This is a genomic window from Aquimarina penaris (genome assembly GCF_040786285.1).
In the GTDB taxonomy this organism is placed as follows: Bacteria; Bacteroidota; Bacteroidia; order Flavobacteriales; family Flavobacteriaceae; genus Aquimarina.
This window is the reverse complement of record NZ_JBFMKQ010000003.1, coordinates 330,600-350,233: the sequence shown is the minus strand read 5'-3', so window position 1 is coordinate 350,233 and position 19,634 is coordinate 330,600. Positions and strand designations below refer to the sequence as shown.

The following is a 19,634-nucleotide window of genomic DNA, read 5'->3' as shown; positions in this document are numbered from 1 at the left end:
TTTATTCTAAACGCCATGGCGGATTCTTCCTGTTATCACCAGCAAAATACAGTATAATTTGATTCCCGTCGGGGTCTTTTAGCCGTGCTTCTCGCCAAAGCCAGCTTTGATCCGTTGGTAACTGATCAAACGTTAGACCTTCTTCAATTAACCGATGTACTTCTGTATCTAATTGTTTTGTTTCAAAATATACATAGACACCATCACCTTTGGGTAATTCTTCCACTTGATGGATAGAAAACGTAGCATCACCCTCTACGCATTCGAAACGTGCATAATGAGGCAAGGATTCTACAATAAGGTTTAGGCCTAGTTTTTTATAGAACGAAATTGATTTTTCTACATTTATAGATGGAACCGTTACCTGATTAAGATTCATTATAGTTTTCTTCTTTTTTTCTCCTGCGATAAAAGATTCAATTCACGACTGGTTTGTCCTGCTACTGAAGTATTCTCTTCTGCTCTACGAATAAGATAAGGCATTACATCTCGCACAGGACCAAAAGGCAAATATTTAGCTACATTATATCCTGCATTAGCAATATTGAAACTAATATGATCACTCATCCCATATAATTGTCCAAACCAAACTCTAGGGTCATTATGAGCAATACCCAATTGATTCATTTGCTCCATAGCCTGGTAACTACTTTCTTCATTATGCGTACCAATAAAAACTGAAATATCTTCTAAATGCTCTAGAATGTACTGCATGGTACTATTAAAATTCTGATCGGTATGGTTCTTATCCTTACAAATAGGTGTTGGATATCCTTTTTCTTTAGCTCGCTCATTTTCTTTCTCCATATACGCTCCACGAACAATCTTTACTCCTATTTTAAAACCATAGACTCTGGCTTCTTCATGCAAGCCCTTTAAATACTCCAGGCGATCATGCCTATATAGCTGTAAAGTGTTATAAACAATTGCCTTTTCTTTATTATATTTTCGCATCATTTTAGCCACCAACTCATCAGCAGCATCTTGCATCCAGCTTTCTTCTCCATCAATCAATAGGGCCACATCGCAATCATAGGCCTTTTTACAAACCGTATCAAAACGCTCCTCGATGCGTTCCCATTCTTTTTCTTCTTTTGGAGTAAGAGGAGTACCTTCAGTTTTCTTTTGCCAAATTAAAAAACGACCAAATCCTGTGGGCTTAAATACACTAAAAGGCATAGCATCTTTCTGATCAGCAAACTCAAGAAGTTTCATGGTCTTATCCAACACTGCATCGAACTGAGCTTCTTCTTCCTTTCCCTCAACAGAATAATCTAAAACAGAACAAACTCCTTTGGTAAACATTTTGTCTACCACCGATAAACAATCTTCTTCACTAACTCCACCACAAAAATGATCAAATACAGTGGCTCTTATCAACCCTTGCACCGGTAAATGTGCTTTTATAGCAAAATTAGTAACTGCAGTACCAATTCTAACCAAGGGTTCATTGGCAATCATTTTAAAAAGAAAGTATGCTCTTTCTAACTCAGAATCACTCTTTAAAGCGAATGCAATTTGAGTATTATCGAATAAGTTGTTTTGCCCCATCAAAATTAATTTTAAGAATCTTCAGTTTTAGAGATATATCTATATAAATATGATTGATTTCTATAGATACTTAGTGATTATTTTACGATATCTGCAAATATAGAACTTGCAAGTTTATTTTATTACAAATTCTACTTAATTTCGTTCCCTATAATTTACTACTATTATGAAGCCTATTGTTTCTAAAGATTCTATCGTATATTTTGGTCAGGAATGTTATACTGCTCTAAATTCTTATTTAGAAAAAGCCAATCACTCAAAGGTTTTTATCCTGGTGGATAGCAATACTCATGAGAACTGTTTATCATTATTCATGAGTGCAATCGAGAAAGAATATGATATCGAAGTTATCGAGATAGAACCAGGTGAAATTCATAAAAACATCGAAACTTGTAGTGGTATCTGGAATGTCCTTTCTGAACTCGGAGCCGATCGAAAAAGCCTTATGATAAATCTTGGAGGTGGTGTAGTGACCGATCTTGGTGGATTTATAGCGTGTACTTACAAAAGAGGAATCAGCTACATTAACGTACCAACCACATTATTAGCCATGGTAGATGCCTCTGTAGGTGGAAAAACGGGAGTTGATCTAGGAAATTTAAAAAACATGGTAGGTGTTATTAGTGAGTCTGAAATGGTTTTAGTAGACACCGAATATCTAAGTACTTTACCTGTAAATCAAATGTGTAGTGGGTTTGCCGAAATGCTAAAACATGGTTTGATCCAGGATAAACTCTATTGGGAAAAGATAAGTAACCTTTCTGAACTAAATTTTGACGATCTGGATCAAATGATCTATGATTCGGTAGTCATTAAGAATAAAATCGTTTTTGAAGATCCTACCGAGCAAAATATTAGAAAATACCTCAATTTCGGGCATACTTTAGGGCATGCAATAGAATCTTTTTATTTAACGCACCCAGAAAAACCAACATTATTACATGGTGAAGCCATTGCCATTGGGATGATTATGGAATCCCATTTGTCATCAGAATTATTATCACTTTCTAAAGATGATTTAGACCACATTAGTGATATCATTTTAGCTACGTTTCCAAAAATAGATATCGAACCCCAAGATTATCAAGAAATCATGAACCTTCTTATTCATGATAAAAAGAATGAAAATGGAAATATCTATTTTGTACTTCTAAACACTATCGGGGAAGCAAAATATAATTGTACGGTACCAGATGAACTCATACTAAAGTCTTTCGAATATTACGATTCTCTTTGATACTTTTTATATACATTTAGAAAAACAGTTTCAACTCTTAAACTCAACACATTGAAAAAAAAACTCTTTAAAATACTCAAAATACTGGTTTTAAGCATTCTTGCTTTAATTCTTATTACTGTTGCCACACTATATTTCTCATTAAACGAAAAACTTCCTGAAGGTAAAACCGGTCCTGAAGCTAATAATTTTGCATTAAAAATACAAGAAGCTGTACACCACAAAAAATACGTAGACACCGATTACCTTCAATGGACTTTTAGAAATAAAAATCACTATCTATGGAATAGAAAATCTAATGTCGTTGAAGTCACCATAGGTGATGTAATGGTAAAATTGGATCTAAATGACCCATCTAAAAGCTCTATTTACCAAAACGGAAAAATGACAATCAGCAATAAAGATCCAGAAATTATAAAAAATGCTTTAGATAATTTCAATAATGATTCTTTTTGGGTTGTGGCACCCCACAAACTATTCGATAAAGGAGTTACACGAAAATTAGTAACACTTGAAGATAATTCTAAGGGACTCTTGGTTCAATATACCTCTGGAGGAACAACACCCGGAGATTCTTATCTGTGGAAGGTAGACAAAAATTATCTTCCTACCAGTTACAAAATGTGGGTGTCAATAATTCCTATAGGAGGAATTGAAGCCACCTGGGAAGGTTGGTTGACTACTAAAAGTGGTGCCTTTCTGTCGCAACAACACAAACTATTAGGTTTCGGGATTCCGATATCTAACCTAAAGGCATGGAATGAATAAAAAAAGCCCTGAAACAAAAACGTTTCAGGGCTTTTAACTATGATTTGCTTTTGTATTATTCTTTTACAAAACGCTTCATGTCATTACCTACTCTCAACATATAAATACCAGCTTCTAATTCTCGTACATTGATTATTTTTGTAAAAGTTCCTTCCTTTACAACTTTACCAAGTAAATCAAAAATATAAAACTTGCTAGCGCCAGATGTTTTCAAGGAAACATTAATACTATTTTCTGCCGGGCTTGGATATATTTGAAAACCTGCAATAGCATTTAGATTTGTTTCGATAGTAGTATCTAGGTTAGAACGCTCTATTCTACTTAACGTATTGTCTGCGTTGACACAAAAGTTTGTAGTTTCTTGTGAAGTAAAAGATCCTCCAGAAGCCAATACACTTCCTGAGGCAGTCGTTAATTCATAAGAACCATTACCGTAACGACAACAAATACCATCTCCGTATGTATCTTTAAACACTAATGTATAGCAACCTAAATCTAATGTTCTTGCTAAATTAACTGTAGAGCCATCTGGCTGAGATCCATACGTTCCTCCAGAATATACGATCTGGTTATTATCGTCTCTAATTTCCCAACTGGTTTCCTCGGGATAATTATCTAAAGTAATACGAAAGTTTACATCGGCAGTAACAGGACCTGTTGATGTCCCTATCACAACTGTATAATCTTCTACTTCTCCGTATCGAAAAGACTCACAAGAAGTCGGAACACCATTGTACTTCATAGCAACACGCATTCTTGTTGCTCCTTCTTTTGCACTTGCAGGAACAGTAAATGTTCCACTTACCGGAGTTGTTTGTGAAGCCGTTTTACTCCATACCAACTCCCCAGAATCTGTGAAGACATTATTTTGATTATAATCTATCCAAACTGCATAGCCTTCATTATACTTAGTTCCTGTCCATACAGGAGTTATTGTAATATTAGTTGCACCTCCCGAAGTTAAATCAGTAGAAATGGAAGTATTATCGGTATATCCACCGGCTCCTGCAACAGAAGTATTATCAATTGACCCTAATTGAACACGCCCGATATACTCATCACTTGTATTATTTCCATTAGAAGCACAATAAGAGTCTCCTCCACCGCCACCTCCGCCATCGCAGGTTTCTAAACAGCTTTTAGAACTAATCGTATTAAGAATTACATTTCTTGGTTGTGGACCAAATCCTTTATTAAGATTAATCCCAACATTAGTAAGGTGGCAATAGCTCATAATAGTACCTCCACCAGATGGTAATGCTGGTCGTGCACAACCACCTTCTGTATCAACACAACCATCAATTGCTGTGTTATTACCATTCCATACACAAGCTTGAGTATGATTTGATCCCATATTATGACCTAATTCGTGAGCAACTACCATTACTGACCATGAATATGTCGGTACATTACTAAAGGATTTTCTAATTCCTGAAACCGCATATTTATAAGAAGAACACAAACCATTGACCCACGCCACTCCTCCAGAGAAATTGTAGGTAACAAAATGTCCTAAGTCTCCATTAAAGCTATTTTGGTTTCTATAACTTCGGTAATTATTTAATCCATCAAAAGGAGCTGCAGAAGTCCATGCCTTCATTCCGGATAATCGAATACTAATACCATCATTAGCATACAATACAGAAACCTGATTAAATATAGCTTCAATATAATTTGAAGCTTGCTGAGCCCCTCCTTTATCTCGCACAATATCATTCGCTATATCGAAGAAAATTCTTGGGCACTTTACAGCTGCCGCTGCCGCGTTTTTACCATTACCTCCTAATTCTTCTTCGTTATACCCTCGACCAGACATATCTTTTGCCTGGCAAACAAAATCATTAAGATGTGCAATATCCTTATCTTCGTAAATGATCTGATTTGTACTGTTTTTTAGTTGTCCAATCACTAAATTACTAGATTGCTCTCCAACGCTAATGATTCCTGAAATTTCATTTCCAAAAAAACTAATAGCAGCGACAGAATTTGGTTGACCCTTTACAATACCTCTATAATGTAATACTGAATTATCAGATTGTATCACTTTACCAGAAGGCATTTCAATAATTTCAAAATCATCGGTAGTTACATCTACCTTTACCAAGTCTAGAGACATTCCAGATTTTTGACCCGGAACCGCCAAGTTCATTGTTTTGGGAGCCCTAGCCTTGAACGTTGCTGTTTTCTCCTGATTGAAAGAAAAAATAGTGTACTCCTTTAATTCTGAAGGAACTTGTTGACTCGCCTTTTGTTGATTGATAGTTGTAAAAAGATTAACGTTTTCAAAAGTAGCTCCATAAGCTTTTTCTTGCTGTACCTTTTGACTTGGTTTGTGCGGTTGAGTTTGTGCAAAACTAAGTATCGAAAAAAAAGTAAGCACAATAGTAAAAATGTGTTTCATGTTAATGGTTTTAATTTTGAAGAATTCATGTTTTGATATATCAAGAGGATAATGATCAATTCATAAAAGCCCAAAAGAGTTTGTTAGTTAGATGTGAAAAATTGTAGTTATATATTTTTTTTAGGGTTTTGAAGACTTTGCTCATTGTAAACAGAAAACTTAGTATTAAGATCAAAAAGGGTACTTTTTTTTACAACTGCATACGCTGAGATTTATTTTTAGCGATGCAAACTAGCAACTTACGATGATTAAATATATCCGATTTTAGTATTCGTAGTAACCCAACTAGAATTCGTTTACTTGCAAAAATATTGACACCTTTAAAGATTTGATAACCAAATCTTTGTAAGCAACCTCTGATAATATAAAGCACTTCTAAATTTAGGTGATTTAGAAAATAAACATATTCTTTTTTAACAGTAAAGTCAAAAGAAAAAATCATATTTTAAATAGATTAGTAGTAAGAGAATTTCTATAGCAGAGTGTACCTCCATTTTATCTAAACACATAAGAATATTCCTATATTATTATTCTTGTTTTCAAAAAACATCACATATTTCATAAAACTGAAACTAAACCTATTTCACAAAACGCGATCAAATACCTACATTTGCATTCTTGGTTAAAATTTTATGATCGTATCAGAAGAAAATATAGAAGTTTTAGGAGCTAGAGTTCATAACCTAAAGAATATCGATGTAACCATTCCTAGAGAAAAATTGGTAGTAATTACCGGTCTATCGGGATCAGGTAAATCATCTCTGGCTTTTGATACCATATATGCAGAGGGACAACGACGTTATATAGAAACGTTTTCTGCTTATGCTCGCCAATTTCTTGGTGGTTTAGAACGCCCCGATGTTGATAAAATTGATGGGTTATCCCCCGTTATTGCTATCGAACAAAAAACCACCAGTAAAAGTCCGCGTAGTACTGTGGGTACTATTACCGAGATCTATGATTTTCTTCGTTTGCTATTTTCCAGAGGAAGCGATGCTTATAGCTACAACACAGGAGAAAAAATGGTAAGTTATAGTGATGAGCAGATCAAGGATTTGATATTACAAGATTTCAAAGGAAAAAGAATAAACATCCTCGCTCCTATTGTACGATCAAGAAAGGGTCATTATCGCGAACTATTTGAGCAAATTGCCAAACAAGGTTTTGTAAAAGTTCGTACCAATGGAGAAATTCGTGATATCACCAAAGGCATGAAATTAGATCGATACAAAACTCACGATATCGAGATTGTAATCGATCGACTAAGCGTAACTGACGATCAGGAAAATTCTAAACGCCTTATGGAAACCATTAATACAGCAATGTATCATGGTGATGATGTACTTATGGTTATAGAACATGAATCTCAGGAGGCACGTTTTTTTAGTCGAAATTTAATGTGCCCGTCAAGCGGAATTTCATACCCCAATCCCGAACCGAATAATTTTTCGTTTAATTCACCTAAAGGAGCATGTCCAAAATGTAATGGTATAGGAAATCTTTATGAAGTAAACGTTAAAAAGATCATTCCTGATGACTCTAAGTCAATCAAAAACGGAGGATTAGCACCACAAGGGCCACAGAAAAATAATTGGGTATTTAAACAACTAGAACTTATCGCGCAACGGTTTGATTTTAAACTAAGCGACCCTATAAAGAAAATCCCAGAAGAAGCGTTGCAGGTTATTCTTAATGGAGGTAAAGAAAAGTTTAGTGTCAATAGCAAAACGCTAGGAGTAACTCGAGAGTACAAAATCGATTTTGAAGGTATCGCCACCTTTATAGAAAGTACGTATAACAACAACGATTCTACTTCTTTAAAAAGATGGGCTAAAGATTTTATGGATAATATAGAATGTCCAGAATGTCATGGTTCTAGGTTGCGTAAGGAATCTCTATACTTTAAAGTGAATACTAAAAACATTGCAGAACTTGCTGCGATGGATATTATAGAGCTTGCAGATTGGTTCAAAAACTTACCTGATCAACTAAGTGATAAACAAAAGCAAATTTCTGGAGAAATATTAAAAGAGATTAATGCCCGCTTACAGTTTTTAATAGATGTAGGACTTACCTATCTATCACTAAACCGAAGTAGTAAATCGTTATCAGGAGGTGAAGCTCAACGCATACGTCTTGCCACTCAGATTGGTTCTCAGCTGGTTGGAGTGCTCTATATTCTTGATGAACCTAGTATTGGTTTACACCAAAGAGACAACGAAAAGTTAATCAATTCCTTGGTCCAATTACGAGATATAGGTAATTCGGTTATTGTCGTTGAGCATGATAAAGATATGATCGAAAGAGCAGATCATGTGATTGATATTGGTCCTTTAGCAGGGAAACATGGTGGTGAAATTATTAGCGAAGGAACCCCGGTTGAATTAAAACAACACGATACACTCACGGCAGATTATCTAAGTGGCAAAAAACAAATAGAGGTTCCTAAAAAACGAAGAAAAGGAAACGGTAAAACTATTTCATTAAAAGGAGCCACCGGTAATAACCTGAAAAATGTTTCTATAGATATTCCATTAGGAAAAATGATTGCCGTTACCGGAGTTTCGGGTAGTGGTAAATCAACATTAATCAATGAAACTCTCTACCCTATTTTAAATGCTTATTATTTTAATGGGGTTAAAAAACCAATGCCTTATAAAAGTGTTAAAGGTCTAGAGCATTCTGATAAGGTGATCGATATAAATCAATCTCCCATTGGGCGAACACCCAGATCAAATCCAGCCACATACACCGGTGTATTTTCTGAAATCCGAAGTCTTTTTGCAAAAACACCAGAAGCTATGATTAGAGGGTATAAACCTGGACGTTTTAGCTTTAATGTAGCCGGAGGGCGATGTGAAACTTGTAAAGGAGGAGGATTAAGGGTTATCGAAATGAATTTTCTGCCCGATGTATATGTAGAATGCGAAACATGTCAAGGAAAACGTTTTAATAGAGAAACTTTAGAGATCAGATATAAAGGAAAATCAATTTCTGATGTACTAGAAATGACAATAAACGAAGCCTGTATGTTTTTTGAACATATTCCTAAGATTTCCAGAAAGCTAAAAACTATCCAAAACGTCGGTTTGGGATATATTACCTTAGGGCAACAATCCACCACCCTATCTGGTGGTGAAGCTCAACGAATTAAGTTAGCAACAGAGCTGTCTAAAAGAGATACCGGTAACACATTTTATATTCTTGATGAGCCCACCACCGGACTTCATTTTGAAGATATTCGTGTCTTAATGGAAGTTTTAAACGAATTAGTCGATAAAGGAAACACCGTTTTGATTATCGAACATAATTTAGATGTGGTTAAAATGGCAGATTATATCGTTGATATTGGATACGAAGGAGGAAAAAACGGAGGCGAAATTGTTGCAAAAGGAACGCCCGAAGAAATTATAAAAAATAAAAAGAGTTATACCGCAAAGTTCTTGAAAAAAGAACTCGAGGTTCTAAATTAAAATAATATTTATGAGAAAAGAACAACACCACAAAGGTTGGAACGAAATAAAAACTAATGATTCATGGGCGATCTTCAAGATTATGGGAGAGTTTGTGAATGGTTTTGAAAAAATGAGTAAAATTGGACCTTGTGTATCTATTTTTGGATCTGCACGTACAAAAACCGATGATAAATACTACCAATTAGCCGTAGATGTAGCCAAAGAAATTGTAGATCATGGTTATGGAGTTATTACTGGCGGAGGTCCAGGTATTATGGAAGCTGGAAATAAAGGAGCGCATTTAGGAGGAGGAACTTCTGTTGGTCTTAATATCGAATTACCTTTTGAGCAACATGACAATCCTTATATAGACAGCGATAAAAGTCTCGATTTTGATTATTTCTTTGTAAGAAAGGTAATGTTTGTAAAATACTCTCAAGGATTTGTAGTCATGCCAGGAGGGTTTGGAACCTTGGATGAATTGTTCGAAGCGATGACATTAATACAAACAGAAAAAATTGCAAAATTTCCGATCATTCTAGTAAGCACAGAGTTCTGGGGCGGACTTATCGATTGGGTAAAAACTACATTACTCGAAAAATTTGGAAACGTTAGCCCGGGAGACCTTGATCTTATACATGTTGTAGATACTCCTGCTGAAGTTCTTAAAATTTTAGATCAATTCTATGGTGAATATAATTTAAGTCCAAATTTCTGAAACGTCTTATTTTCATATCAGTCTTTAACATTGAACGTAAATTCATATCTAGAACTACCTGTAATCCAATTTAAAAATTGAGCATAACAAAAATAACTCATATTATAACCGCTTTTTTTGCGCTGTCTACACTAACAGCTCAAAACAATATTAGTATCAATGCAGATCTGGATACTGAAAAAAAAGAGCTTACTATTGAGCAGGAAATCACATATACCAATACTTCAGAAGACATCTTAAATGAGATCTTTTTTCTAGATTGGGCGAATAGTTTTTCGAGTAAAACAACAGCGCTTGGTAAGAGGTTTTCTGAAGACTTTTTAAAACGCTTCTATTTCGCTAAAGATTATGAACGTGGTAGAACGGTAATCCAAACAATTACTAACGAGAAAGCACAATCATTAAAATGGGGACGTTATAACGGCACTTCAGATATTATGTGGATTGAGTGCTCTAAACCGCTTCATCCAGGAGAAAGCCAGACTTTTTTATTAAAATATAAGATAAAAATTCCGAGTAGTAAATTTACCCGGTATGGATATCACAACAATGGAAATTTTAGTTTAAAATACTGGTATATAACTCCCGCCGTGTATGATACCAAGTGGAATATCTATAGTCATAAAAACCTGGATGATCTGTATACCCCATTAGCTGATTACAAAATAAATTTTAGGTTATCCAAAGAATATGAAGTAGTTAGCGAATTAGAACGTGAGACCATTCAATCTTCTGAAGATGAATTAAGTAGGGTCATACAACTTTCTGGTAACAAAAGAAGTGAAATAAATCTATATATAGAAAGACAGAGCTCTTTCTATGGTTTTTCTGCAGGGGGGCTTCAATTTATAAGCAATATAGACGATAATGACCTAATGCCCGAAATGAAATCTGTTGCCACAAACAGAATCATGAATTTTTTACAGAAAAAATTAGGCCCTTATCCTTTTGATAAAATTCTGGTTTCAGAAAGTGATTATAAAAATAATCCGGTATATGGCCTAAATCAATTGCCCGATATTTTAAGGCCGTTTCCGGATGGTTTTCAATATGAAATTAAACAACTAAAAGCAATAACAGGAAATTACTTGGAAAATACATTGCTAATAAACCCAAGATATGATACCTGGATAAGAGATGCTTTGCATATTTACCTAATGATGGCGTATACAGAGCAGTATTACCCAGAAATGAAAATCATTGGTAAATTAAGTAAAGTAATTGGTGTACGATGGTTTCATGTGGCAGATTTAGAGTTTAACGATCAATACTTTTTGGGATATAAAAATATGGCCAGATTATTCTTAGATCAGCCTTTATCATTACCGCAAGACGAATTAGTGAAGTTTAATAAAAATATTGCCAACGCGTACAAAGCAGGAGTTGGTTTCAAATATTTAGAAGATTACCTTGAAGATGATAATATTCTAGCAGAAAGTATTAAAGATTTTTATGCAGAAAACGTCTTAAAACCTACTTCATCTAAGCGATATCAAGAAATTCTGACTACATTATCTCCTAAAAATGTGGATTGGTTTTTTGAAGACTACGTAAACACCAATGAAAAATTAGATTTCAAAATTAAATCAGTAAAGAAGAGAAAAGATTCGTTAGAAGTAACCATAAAGAACAAAGGAAATAATGCAATGCCAATTTCGCTATATGGTTTACGTAAAAAAGATGTTGTTTCTAAAACCTGGGTTACTACTATTTCTGGAACCAAAACAGTGAAGATTTTAAATGAAGATATTAGTAAACTCGTTTTAGATTATGATCAAAAAGTGCCCGAAGTAAATAGGCGCAATAATTACAGAAACCTAAAATGGATCTTTAACAAACCGCTTCAATTTAGGTTTTTACAAGATGTTGAAGACCCAAGGTACAACCAGATATTTTTTATTCCCGAGTTTGAATTTAACGTATATGACGGCTTTACCATTGCCTCAAAATTTTATAATAAAACCATTTTAAAAAGAAATTTTGAATACAACATATCCCCTGCCTATGGTTTAAAATCTAATAAATTATTGGGTTCGGCCTCTTTGTTTGCTCGTAAACAAATTGCAGAAGATGGGCTTTATCAAATTCGCTATGGAATAAATGGAAGCATGTTTAGTTATGCTCCTGATCTATTATTTAGAAGATTTTCTTCTTCAGTTAATTTTTATTTCAGACCTAAAGATCTTAGATCTAATAAAAAACAACGATTATCTATTCGAAATATAAATGTGTTTAGAGAAAGAAATGAAGAAAACCCAGTGGTTACTCCAGATTATAATGTTTTTAATACAAGGTATCGCTACTCAGATTTTAACCTTATTAACTTTTTAGGATATACGATTGACTATCAATTATCGAAAAACTTCAGTAAAGCATCGGCTACAATAAATTATAGAAAATTATTCTTGAACAACAGGCAATTAAACCTTCGATTTTTTGCAGGGACTTTCCTTTTTAATGACACAGAAAAAGATGGTGATTTCTTCAGTTTTGCTCTTGATAGACCAACCGATTATTTATTTGACTTTAATTACCTTGGTCGAAGCGAAGATACCGGTTTAACAAGTCAACAGATAATTATAGCCGAAGGAGGGTTTAAGTCACAACTAGATTATCCATTCGCCAATCAGTGGATCACTACACTTAATGCAAACACTAACATATGGAATTGGATCTATGCCTACGGAGATGTTGGCTTAGTAAAAAACAAAGGCATATCACCTAAATTCGTGTTCGATGGTGGTGTACGACTTAGTTTAGTTGCAGATTATTTTGAAGTATTCTTTCCGGTTTTTTCTAATAAAGGTTGGGAAATCTCAAGACCAGATTATGATCAGCAAATTCGATTTATTATCACACTCAGTCCCGAAACACTGATCAGACTTTTTACACGAGAGTGGTATTAATGTGCTCTAAAATTACAAATATTCTGAAAATGTGAAAATTTTGAATATTTGTTAACCAATCCTTAAAATAATCCATAAAATAATCAATTCATCAACAAAATATCGTTTTAAGTAAAATATATTCAAAAACTTTAAGAGTTTCTCATTTGCATTTGGTCTGTATTTTAATTAAATTTGCAAACCTAAAAACGTCGTTCGTATGCAACCTGAAACTATAACTACATCTAATATTTCATTCGAAGAATATAGAACTCAAATACTTAAAGATTATAAAATCGCTTTATTAAGTAGAGAATGTAGTTTGTTAGGAAGACGTGAAGTTCTTACGGGTAAATCTAAATTTGGAATTTTTGGTGGTGGTAAAGAATTACCACAACTTGCCATGGCAAGAGTTTTTCGTAATGGTGATTTTAGATCAGGATACTACCGCGATCAAACTTTTATGATGGCGATAGACCAATACACAGTAGAACAGTTCTTTGCAGGACTCTATGCACATACCGATATCAATAGAGAACCTTTTGCTGCAGGAAGACAAATGGGGGGACATTTTGCAACCCATAGTTTGAATGAAGACGGTAGCTGGAAAAACCTTACACAACAAAAAAATTCGAGTTCAGACATATCCCCTACTGCTGGTCAAATGCCTAGACTACTAGGACTTGCTCAAGCTTCAAAAGTATATCGTAATGAAAAGAGTTTACCTGAGCAGAATAACTTCTCTATTAAAGGAAATGAAGTAGCCTGGGGAACCATAGGAAACGCAAGTACAAGTGAAGGACTATTTTGGGAAACCGTAAATGCTGGTGGTGTTCTACAAGTACCTATGGTGATTAGTGTTTGGGATGATGAATACGGTATTTCTGTACATGCAAAACACCAAACGACCAAAGAAGATATTTCGCTAATTCTAGAAGGGTTTAGAAGAGATGAAAACCACGAAGGGTATGAAATTCTTAAAGTCAATGGTTGGGATTACCCTGCCTTAATGGATGCTTATGAAACCGCCGAAGAATTAGCTCGAGAAAAACACATTCCTGTGATTATTCATGTTAAAGAATTGACCCAACCTCAAGGCCATTCTACTTCTGGATCACACGAAAGATATAAGAGTGAAGAACGATTAAACTGGGAGCGTGAATATGATTGCATCAAGAAATTCAAAGAATGGATTACAGATCATAATATTGCAACAGCAGAAGAGCTTCTTGATATAGAAAAGACCTCGAAGAAAGAAGTACGAAAAGGAAAAACAAGTGCTTGGAACGCCTATTTATCTGAAATAAAGTCTGAACAAAATGAAGCTCTTACTTTATTAAAAAATGTAGAAGCCAAAAGTGCTAACAAGAATTTTATTTCACCACTGGTTACTACACTTGCTAGTAAAGAAGAACCTATTCGTAAAGATATTCTTGAATCTACAAGAAAAACATTACGCTACCTAACCAAAGAAGACTTTGCAGAAAAAGCGGCTCTTCAAAAATGGGTAAATGAATATTTTGATCGTATACAACCGAAATATAGTGATCATTTATATAGTGAGTTCGATACTAAAGCAACCAACATTAAAGAGGTAAAGCCACAATATGAGGATGATGCACAATTAGTAGACGGAAGACTTATCATTAGAGATAATTTTGAAAAAATATTTAGCAGAATTCCTGAAGCTTTAATTTTTGGAGAAGACAGTGGTAAAATTGGAGATGTAAACCAGGGACTTGAAGGGCTTCAAGAAAAATTTGGAGAAATCAGAATTTCTGACACCGGGATTAGAGAAGCAACTATAGTTGGTCAAGGTATTGGTATGGCTATGCGAGGACTACGCCCTATTGCTGAAATTCAGTATTTAGATTATATCTTATATTGTATTCAAGGTCTAAGCGACGATCTTGCCACATTACGTTATAGAACATTTGCGAAGCAAAAGGCTCCGTTAATTATTAGAACTAGAGGCCATAGACTTGAAGGTATTTGGCATTCTGGTTCACAAATGGGAGGCTTAATTCATTTATTAAGAGGTATTCATATTCTTGTACCTAGAAACATGACCAAAGCTGCTGGTTTTTATAATACGTTATTAGAAAGCGATGAGCCTGCTGTGGTTGTAGAATGCCTTAATGGATATCGATTAAAAGAGAATATGCCTTCTAACCTTTCAGAAATTAGGACCCCAATCGGAATTGTAGAGACTGTAAAAGAAGGAACAGATATTACCTTAGTATCATATGGATCAACACTAAGATTAGTTGAACAAGCCGCAAAAGAATTATTATCTACTGGCATTAATGCAGAAGTAATAGATGTTCAATCATTACTTCCTTTCGATTTAAATCATGACATTGTAAAAAGTGTAGCCAAAACTAATCGCATATTAATTATCGATGAAGATGTATCAGGAGGAGCTACAGGATACATACTACAAAAGCTAATAGATGAGCAAAATATATATCAACATCTAGACAGCAAACCTCAAACTTTGAGTGCTCAGCCACATAGGCCTGCTTTTGGTACAGATGGAGATTATTTTAGCAAACCATCGGTTGAGGACATTTTTGAAAAGATATATGAAATAATGAACGAGACAAATCCAATGGATTTCCCGAAATTAAGATAACTATTTAGTAGAAGTCTTCTATTCGTAAACGTTTTCCTTCTTTGTAAGATATTACAAAAATCTTTTTATCAAAACCAGATTGCATTAAGATTTTTCGAAACTCTTGCGCTTCGGCCAAGGTTTCAAAAACACCCAGGCTAAACTTATAAATAGACTCGTTGTTATACACTAAAGCATTGGTAAACTTATCAGAAATTGTGGCTATTTTATTATCACTAAATGCTTTTACCTGCACAGAATAAATCGTATCCTTATGTATTAAGTTTCTATAAAGATACAAGCTTTGAATTTCTCTATAATTTGCGTTTTCTTCTTTCAGTCTATCTAATTCATCTTTTGCCGCATCAAACTCTTCAAGAATTAAAGAAAGTTCTTCACTTTCATAATTTTTGGATGTTGTTTTACTAAAATAAAAGGAATTGGTCACAAGAAAAATGGCCAATAAAAAAAGAACTAGCGAAAATGATCCAAATAGTCTATTAGATTTTTTACTTTTTTTGAGCCTTACTGATTCTATATCCAAAAGATCTTCAAGTTTCTTTTGTTTTATTTCAGCTTTTTCTATTTGATAATGTAAAGATAAAAGATCTTCATCTTTAATAACTTTCATTTTTGGGGTATTAGGGGGTTGTTAGTTATTCTAAAGATATAATCACATGCCTTAAGGGAGTTTCTGCTGGGTTACTTTATAAACAACACCATTATTGGTTTCTAAAATTAAAATTGGTTTATTAGTTATAATTTTTTGAAAAGCCTTTAATGGAAAACCATTAGAAATCTGATTGATATTGTCAATCCTCACTTGTGCTCTATCGTCAACTTCTAAAACCCTAGTACTAGGATTCTGGTTGTTAATATAATAATTTTTATACAGAAAATACAATGTATCGCCGTTTTTGTCTATATCATACTCAGCATCTCCGTACTCCTTAGCCTTCTTCACAGCTCTTTTTCCATAATAATACTCTATAAAATCCACTTCAACAAAAATCACATCATTACTTTTATAAGCTCTATTTACATAACAATGCCTTTTATCAAATTTTAGTTTAGATTTATCCTGTATTGTGTCTCCTGCGATTAAACTAAATGCAGCATCAGTAGAATCAATCATGTCGTCTCTATACACATTAGACTTGAGCTTCATGACTTCTTTTTGTAATGAATCATTAATCAAACGAAGTTGTTCTAATGTATTTTGTTGATCTGAGTACTCATTAGAGAGATTTCCAGCACTATCTTGGGTCCAATAAAACCCTCCAACCCCTATTAATAATATTAAAATGACAATAAAAGCAAAATAGAAATTTCTAATATTTTTACTCTTTTTTAAATCTTCAGAAATAGACATTAGACGATCTTCCAGCTTTTGCTGTTTGACATCAGTTTTTTCCATCTGATAGTGCATTGACAATAACTCTTCTTCTTTTTTATCCATAATATATAAAAAACATCCCCCTTCAAATTAATAATAAAGGGGGATTATTAATTTACGGAATCCATTTTATATTTTTGAAATCCGGTTTTCGTTTTTCTAAAAATGCGTTCCTTCCTTCTTTTGCTTCTTCTGTCATATACGCTAATCGTGTCGCTTCACCCGCAAACACTTGTTGCCCAACCATACCATCATCTGTAAGATTCATAGAGAATTTTAGCATTTTAATCGATGTAGGTGATTTTTCGAGAATCTCTTGTGCCCATTCATAAGCGGTTTCTTCTAAATCATCATGAGGAATTACTGCATTTACCATCCCCATTTCGTATGCATCTTGCGCAGAATAATTTCTACCTAAAAAGAAAATTTCGCGTGCTTTTTTCTGTCCCACCATCTTAGCCAGATAAGCAGATCCATAACCCCCATCAAAACTAGTCACATCTGCATCGGTCTGTTTAAATATTGCATGTTCTTTACTAGCCAAGGTAAGATCACAAACCACATGCAAACTATGTCCGCCTCCTACAGCCCAACCTGGCACTACAGCGATGACAACTTTTGGCATAAATCGAATAAGTCGTTGAACTTCTAAAATATTCAACCTATGCATCCCGTCTTTACCTACATACCCTTGATGTCCTCTTGCCTTTTGATCTCCTCCACTACAAAAACTATATACACCATCTTTTGTAGACGGGCCTTCTGCAGAAAGTAAAATTACTCCTATTGAGGTGTCTTCTTGGGCATCATAAAATGCATCATAGAGCTCACTAGTTGTTTGTGGTCTAAACGCATTACGAACATTAGGTCTATTAAAAGCTATACGTGCTACTCCGTTCGATTTTTTATAAGTTATATCTTCGTATTCTTTTGCTGTTTTCCAGTCTATTGAACTCATTATTATTTTTTTTATGCTATCAAAAATACTACAATATAGTATATCATGCTATATCATATACAAGGTAAATTGCCATAAATCTTATATATTAAAAGTAAAAAAAAGAATTTAGCATAGTTTTTGATAAATTTAAATCAATTGATAATATATTTACATCATGAAGGTTTTTCTCACAATACTTATCGGAACCATTAGTTTCTTAACCTATGGACAAGAAAATACTATTACATCTATTACTATAGCATGGGAACAACTAAATACCCCTTTATCTTTAGTTAAAGAAGAATCTAAAGCCGTTGACAAATACAAACTTATAGAAATAGATTTAAGCATAGATTTGCGTGAACAGTATTATATGAAAAAAAATACTGCTCCGATTATGTATCTACCTAGAAACAAGTTTGTGAGTACCAGTTACAATATTGCAATACCACAACCAAAGACCGGTAGTATTGGATTTACCGTATCGGGGAATGGCTATAACTCAAATAACAACGCTGGAGGAATAAAAAACACAGCATATAAAGACGCTAGTTTGTATAGCGGTGCCTTTTGCCCTATTACCGGGTTGGCTTATTAAGAACCTCTCTTGATTCTCCGTTTATCTGTTCATGAATGTTTTTTAAGGTTGGTTTCCCATTTCTCTCGTTTTCATACAGATGAGACAACAAACTTAACTCTTCTTTTAAAGAATCTACTTTATCAATAAGCAGATGCATTTCATTTTTTAAATCTGCACCATCTTCTTTATTTTTTCTTTCTACCCTGGCTTTGATTTCGGTTTCCGCTTTCATTTCATCCATTCCATTCATTATAACCCCAATAAATAGATTAAGGACAATCATGGTTCCTATTAATACAAATGAAACAAAGAAAAAAGATGCCAATATTGGAGATGCTGATGGATTGGTACATAATGCTTCATTACCTCCACCATATCCATAACTATCACAACCATACATGTTAATATACATGATATCGGTCCAATCCTCTAGTGTAATGACTCTAAATAATGATAAGATTGCTGTTTGAAGGTTATCAAAATGTATTGGATCATTAGGGCCAAACATAAATACCGCCATTGCTCCATAAATATAAAATAACAAGCCTAGCAAAAGACTTATATACGCCATAGATGGAATACTACGCAAAAGCGCTCCTACGATAAGTTGTAACTCTGGAAGTGCTGTAACCAATTTAAAAACTCTAAGAATACGTATTAATCGCAAAACAGGTAGGAATTCGGCATTATCCCCAATAAAAGGGCCCGCAAAACATGCTGCGACAATGAAGAAATCAAATAAGTTCCAGGTGTCTTTAAAATAATTTTGTGGTTGGTTACCTTCGGCAGTTATTTTTATAATAACCTCTAAGGTAAAAATGATTAAGATTATCCAATCTATTCTATCAATAATTGGAGTCCATTGCTCTATTTTTTCACCATAAGTCTGTATACCTACTAAGACCCCGGCGAGTATAATTACTGAAATTATGAAGTTTTGAAACCACTTAGCTCCAGCAATTTTTTTACATAATGTGACCATTAAAATAAAAGGTTAAGTTGTTGAAATTATTTAGTTTGAGGTTATAAATTTAATAAAATATTTATTTTGAGAAATTTCTCTAAACCATTATCTAAATAACTCTGCAA

Annotated in this window: 14 protein-coding genes; 7 read left to right on the top strand and 7 right to left on the bottom strand. The window is 34.0% G+C overall.

Annotation, left to right across the window (positions count from 1 at the left end; all coding sequences use genetic code 11):
• Position 1 precedes the first annotated feature (1 nt).
• Both ABW637_RS15340 and ABW637_RS15335 read right to left on the bottom strand, forming a co-directional pair.
• Positions 2-379, bottom strand: coding sequence for a VOC family protein (locus ABW637_RS15340; protein WP_367585598.1), 378 nt, complete (start codon positions 377-379; stop codon positions 2-4).
• On the bottom strand, positions 379-1,551 hold the full coding sequence (locus tag ABW637_RS15335) for a proline dehydrogenase family protein (RefSeq protein WP_367585597.1): 1,173 nt from the start codon (positions 1,549-1,551) through the stop codon (positions 379-381). The genes ABW637_RS15340 and ABW637_RS15335 overlap by 1 nt, the downstream gene beginning before the upstream one ends.
• Before the next feature lie 166 nt (positions 1,552-1,717).
• Here ABW637_RS15335 and aroB point away from each other — a divergent pair, with 166 nt between their 5' ends.
• Together aroB and ABW637_RS15325 are read left to right on the top strand one after the other, a co-directional pair.
• Positions 1,718-2,788, top strand: a complete 1,071-nt coding sequence (gene aroB / locus ABW637_RS15330; RefSeq protein ID WP_367585596.1) for a 3-dehydroquinate synthase — start codon at positions 1,718-1,720, stop codon at positions 2,786-2,788.
• A gap of 51 nt (positions 2,789-2,839) precedes the next feature.
• Positions 2,840-3,556, top strand: a complete 717-nt coding sequence (locus ABW637_RS15325) for a hypothetical protein (RefSeq protein ID WP_367585595.1) — start codon at positions 2,840-2,842, stop codon at positions 3,554-3,556.
• 55 nt (positions 3,557-3,611) lie between these two features.
• On the opposite strand, the gene ABW637_RS15320 is transcribed toward ABW637_RS15325, so the two are convergent.
• On the bottom strand, positions 3,612-5,957 hold the full coding sequence (locus ABW637_RS15320; RefSeq protein ID WP_367585594.1) for a GEVED domain-containing protein: 2,346 nt from the start codon (positions 5,955-5,957) through the stop codon (positions 3,612-3,614).
• Positions 5,958-6,589: 632 nt separating this feature from the next.
• On the opposite strand from ABW637_RS15320, the gene uvrA reads away from it, so the two are divergent.
• The 4 genes from uvrA (at position 6,590) to ABW637_RS15300 (ending at position 15,650) form a co-directional block, all read left to right on the top strand.
• Positions 6,590-9,430, top strand: coding sequence for an excinuclease ABC subunit UvrA (gene uvrA / locus ABW637_RS15315; protein WP_367585593.1), 2,841 nt, complete (start codon positions 6,590-6,592; stop codon positions 9,428-9,430).
• A gap of 10 nt (positions 9,431-9,440) precedes the next feature.
• Positions 9,441-10,130 (top strand): LOG family protein, encoded by a 690-nt coding sequence (locus ABW637_RS15310; protein WP_367585592.1) that lies wholly within the window; start codon positions 9,441-9,443, stop codon positions 10,128-10,130.
• A 77-nt stretch (positions 10,131-10,207) separates the two neighbouring features.
• Positions 10,208-13,036: a gluzincin family metallopeptidase gene (locus ABW637_RS15305; protein WP_367585591.1), complete on the top strand. Its 2,829-nt coding sequence runs from the start codon at positions 10,208-10,210 to the stop codon at positions 13,034-13,036.
• 199 nt (positions 13,037-13,235) lie between these two features.
• Positions 13,236-15,650, top strand: a complete 2,415-nt coding sequence (locus ABW637_RS15300; RefSeq protein ID WP_367585590.1) for an alpha-ketoacid dehydrogenase subunit alpha/beta — start codon at positions 13,236-13,238, stop codon at positions 15,648-15,650.
• 4 nt (positions 15,651-15,654) lie between these two features.
• Here ABW637_RS15300 and ABW637_RS15295 read toward each other — a convergent pair whose 3' ends face one another.
• From ABW637_RS15295 to ABW637_RS15285, 3 genes are read right to left on the bottom strand one after another with little or no spacing between them, the layout of a single operon-like run.
• Positions 15,655-16,260: an SPOR domain-containing protein gene (locus tag ABW637_RS15295; RefSeq protein WP_367585589.1), complete on the bottom strand. Its 606-nt coding sequence runs from the start codon at positions 16,258-16,260 to the stop codon at positions 15,655-15,657.
• A 51-nt stretch (positions 16,261-16,311) separates the two neighbouring features.
• A complete protein-coding gene (locus ABW637_RS15290) occupies positions 16,312-17,088 on the bottom strand; it encodes a hypothetical protein (protein ID WP_367585588.1) in 777 nt (258 codons plus the stop codon).
• A 52-nt stretch (positions 17,089-17,140) separates the two neighbouring features.
• Positions 17,141-17,983: a 1,4-dihydroxy-2-naphthoyl-CoA synthase gene (locus ABW637_RS15285; RefSeq protein WP_367585587.1), complete on the bottom strand. Its 843-nt coding sequence runs from the start codon at positions 17,981-17,983 to the stop codon at positions 17,141-17,143.
• Between the two features lie 157 nt (positions 17,984-18,140).
• Between ABW637_RS15285 and ABW637_RS15280 the strand changes: the two genes are divergently transcribed.
• Positions 18,141-18,563: a hypothetical protein gene (locus ABW637_RS15280; protein ID WP_367585586.1), complete on the top strand. Its 423-nt coding sequence runs from the start codon at positions 18,141-18,143 to the stop codon at positions 18,561-18,563.
• On the opposite strand, the gene ABW637_RS15275 is transcribed toward ABW637_RS15280, so the two are convergent.
• Positions 18,544-19,527 carry an ion transporter gene (locus ABW637_RS15275; RefSeq protein WP_367585585.1) on the bottom strand — a complete coding sequence of 328 codons (984 nt, stop codon included), beginning with the start codon at positions 19,525-19,527 and terminating at the stop codon, positions 18,544-18,546. The two genes, ABW637_RS15280 and ABW637_RS15275, sit on opposite strands and share 20 nt — an antisense overlap.
• Positions 19,528-19,634: the final 107 nt, after the last annotated feature.

Bases quoted from the DNA above. Each gene is read 5' to 3' on its own strand.
- ABW637_RS15340 (WP_367585598.1), bottom strand. From the start codon at position 379: ATGAATCTTAATCAGGTAACGGTTCCATCTATAAATGTAGAAAAATCA.
- ABW637_RS15335 (WP_367585597.1), bottom strand. From the start codon at position 1,551: ATGGGGCAAAACAACTTATTCGATAATACTCAAATTGCATTCGCTTTA.
- aroB (WP_367585596.1), top strand. From the start codon at position 1,718: ATGAAGCCTATTGTTTCTAAAGATTCTATCGTATATTTTGGTCAGGAA.
- ABW637_RS15320 (WP_367585594.1), bottom strand. From the start codon at position 5,957: ATGAAACACATTTTTACTATTGTGCTTACTTTTTTTTCGATACTTAGT.
- uvrA (WP_367585593.1), top strand. From the start codon at position 6,590: ATGATCGTATCAGAAGAAAATATAGAAGTTTTAGGAGCTAGAGTTCAT.
- ABW637_RS15310 (WP_367585592.1), top strand. From the start codon at position 9,441: ATGAGAAAAGAACAACACCACAAAGGTTGGAACGAAATAAAAACTAAT.
- ABW637_RS15300 (WP_367585590.1), top strand. From the start codon at position 13,236: ATGCAACCTGAAACTATAACTACATCTAATATTTCATTCGAAGAATAT.
- ABW637_RS15295 (WP_367585589.1), bottom strand. From the start codon at position 16,260: ATGAAAGTTATTAAAGATGAAGATCTTTTATCTTTACATTATCAAATA.
- ABW637_RS15290 (WP_367585588.1), bottom strand. From the start codon at position 17,088: ATGGATAAAAAAGAAGAAGAGTTATTGTCAATGCACTATCAGATGGAA.
- ABW637_RS15285 (WP_367585587.1), bottom strand. From the start codon at position 17,983: ATGAGTTCAATAGACTGGAAAACAGCAAAAGAATACGAAGATATAACT.
- ABW637_RS15280 (WP_367585586.1), top strand. From the start codon at position 18,141: ATGAAGGTTTTTCTCACAATACTTATCGGAACCATTAGTTTCTTAACC.
- ABW637_RS15275 (WP_367585585.1), bottom strand. From the start codon at position 19,527: ATGGTCACATTATGTAAAAAAATTGCTGGAGCTAAGTGGTTTCAAAAC.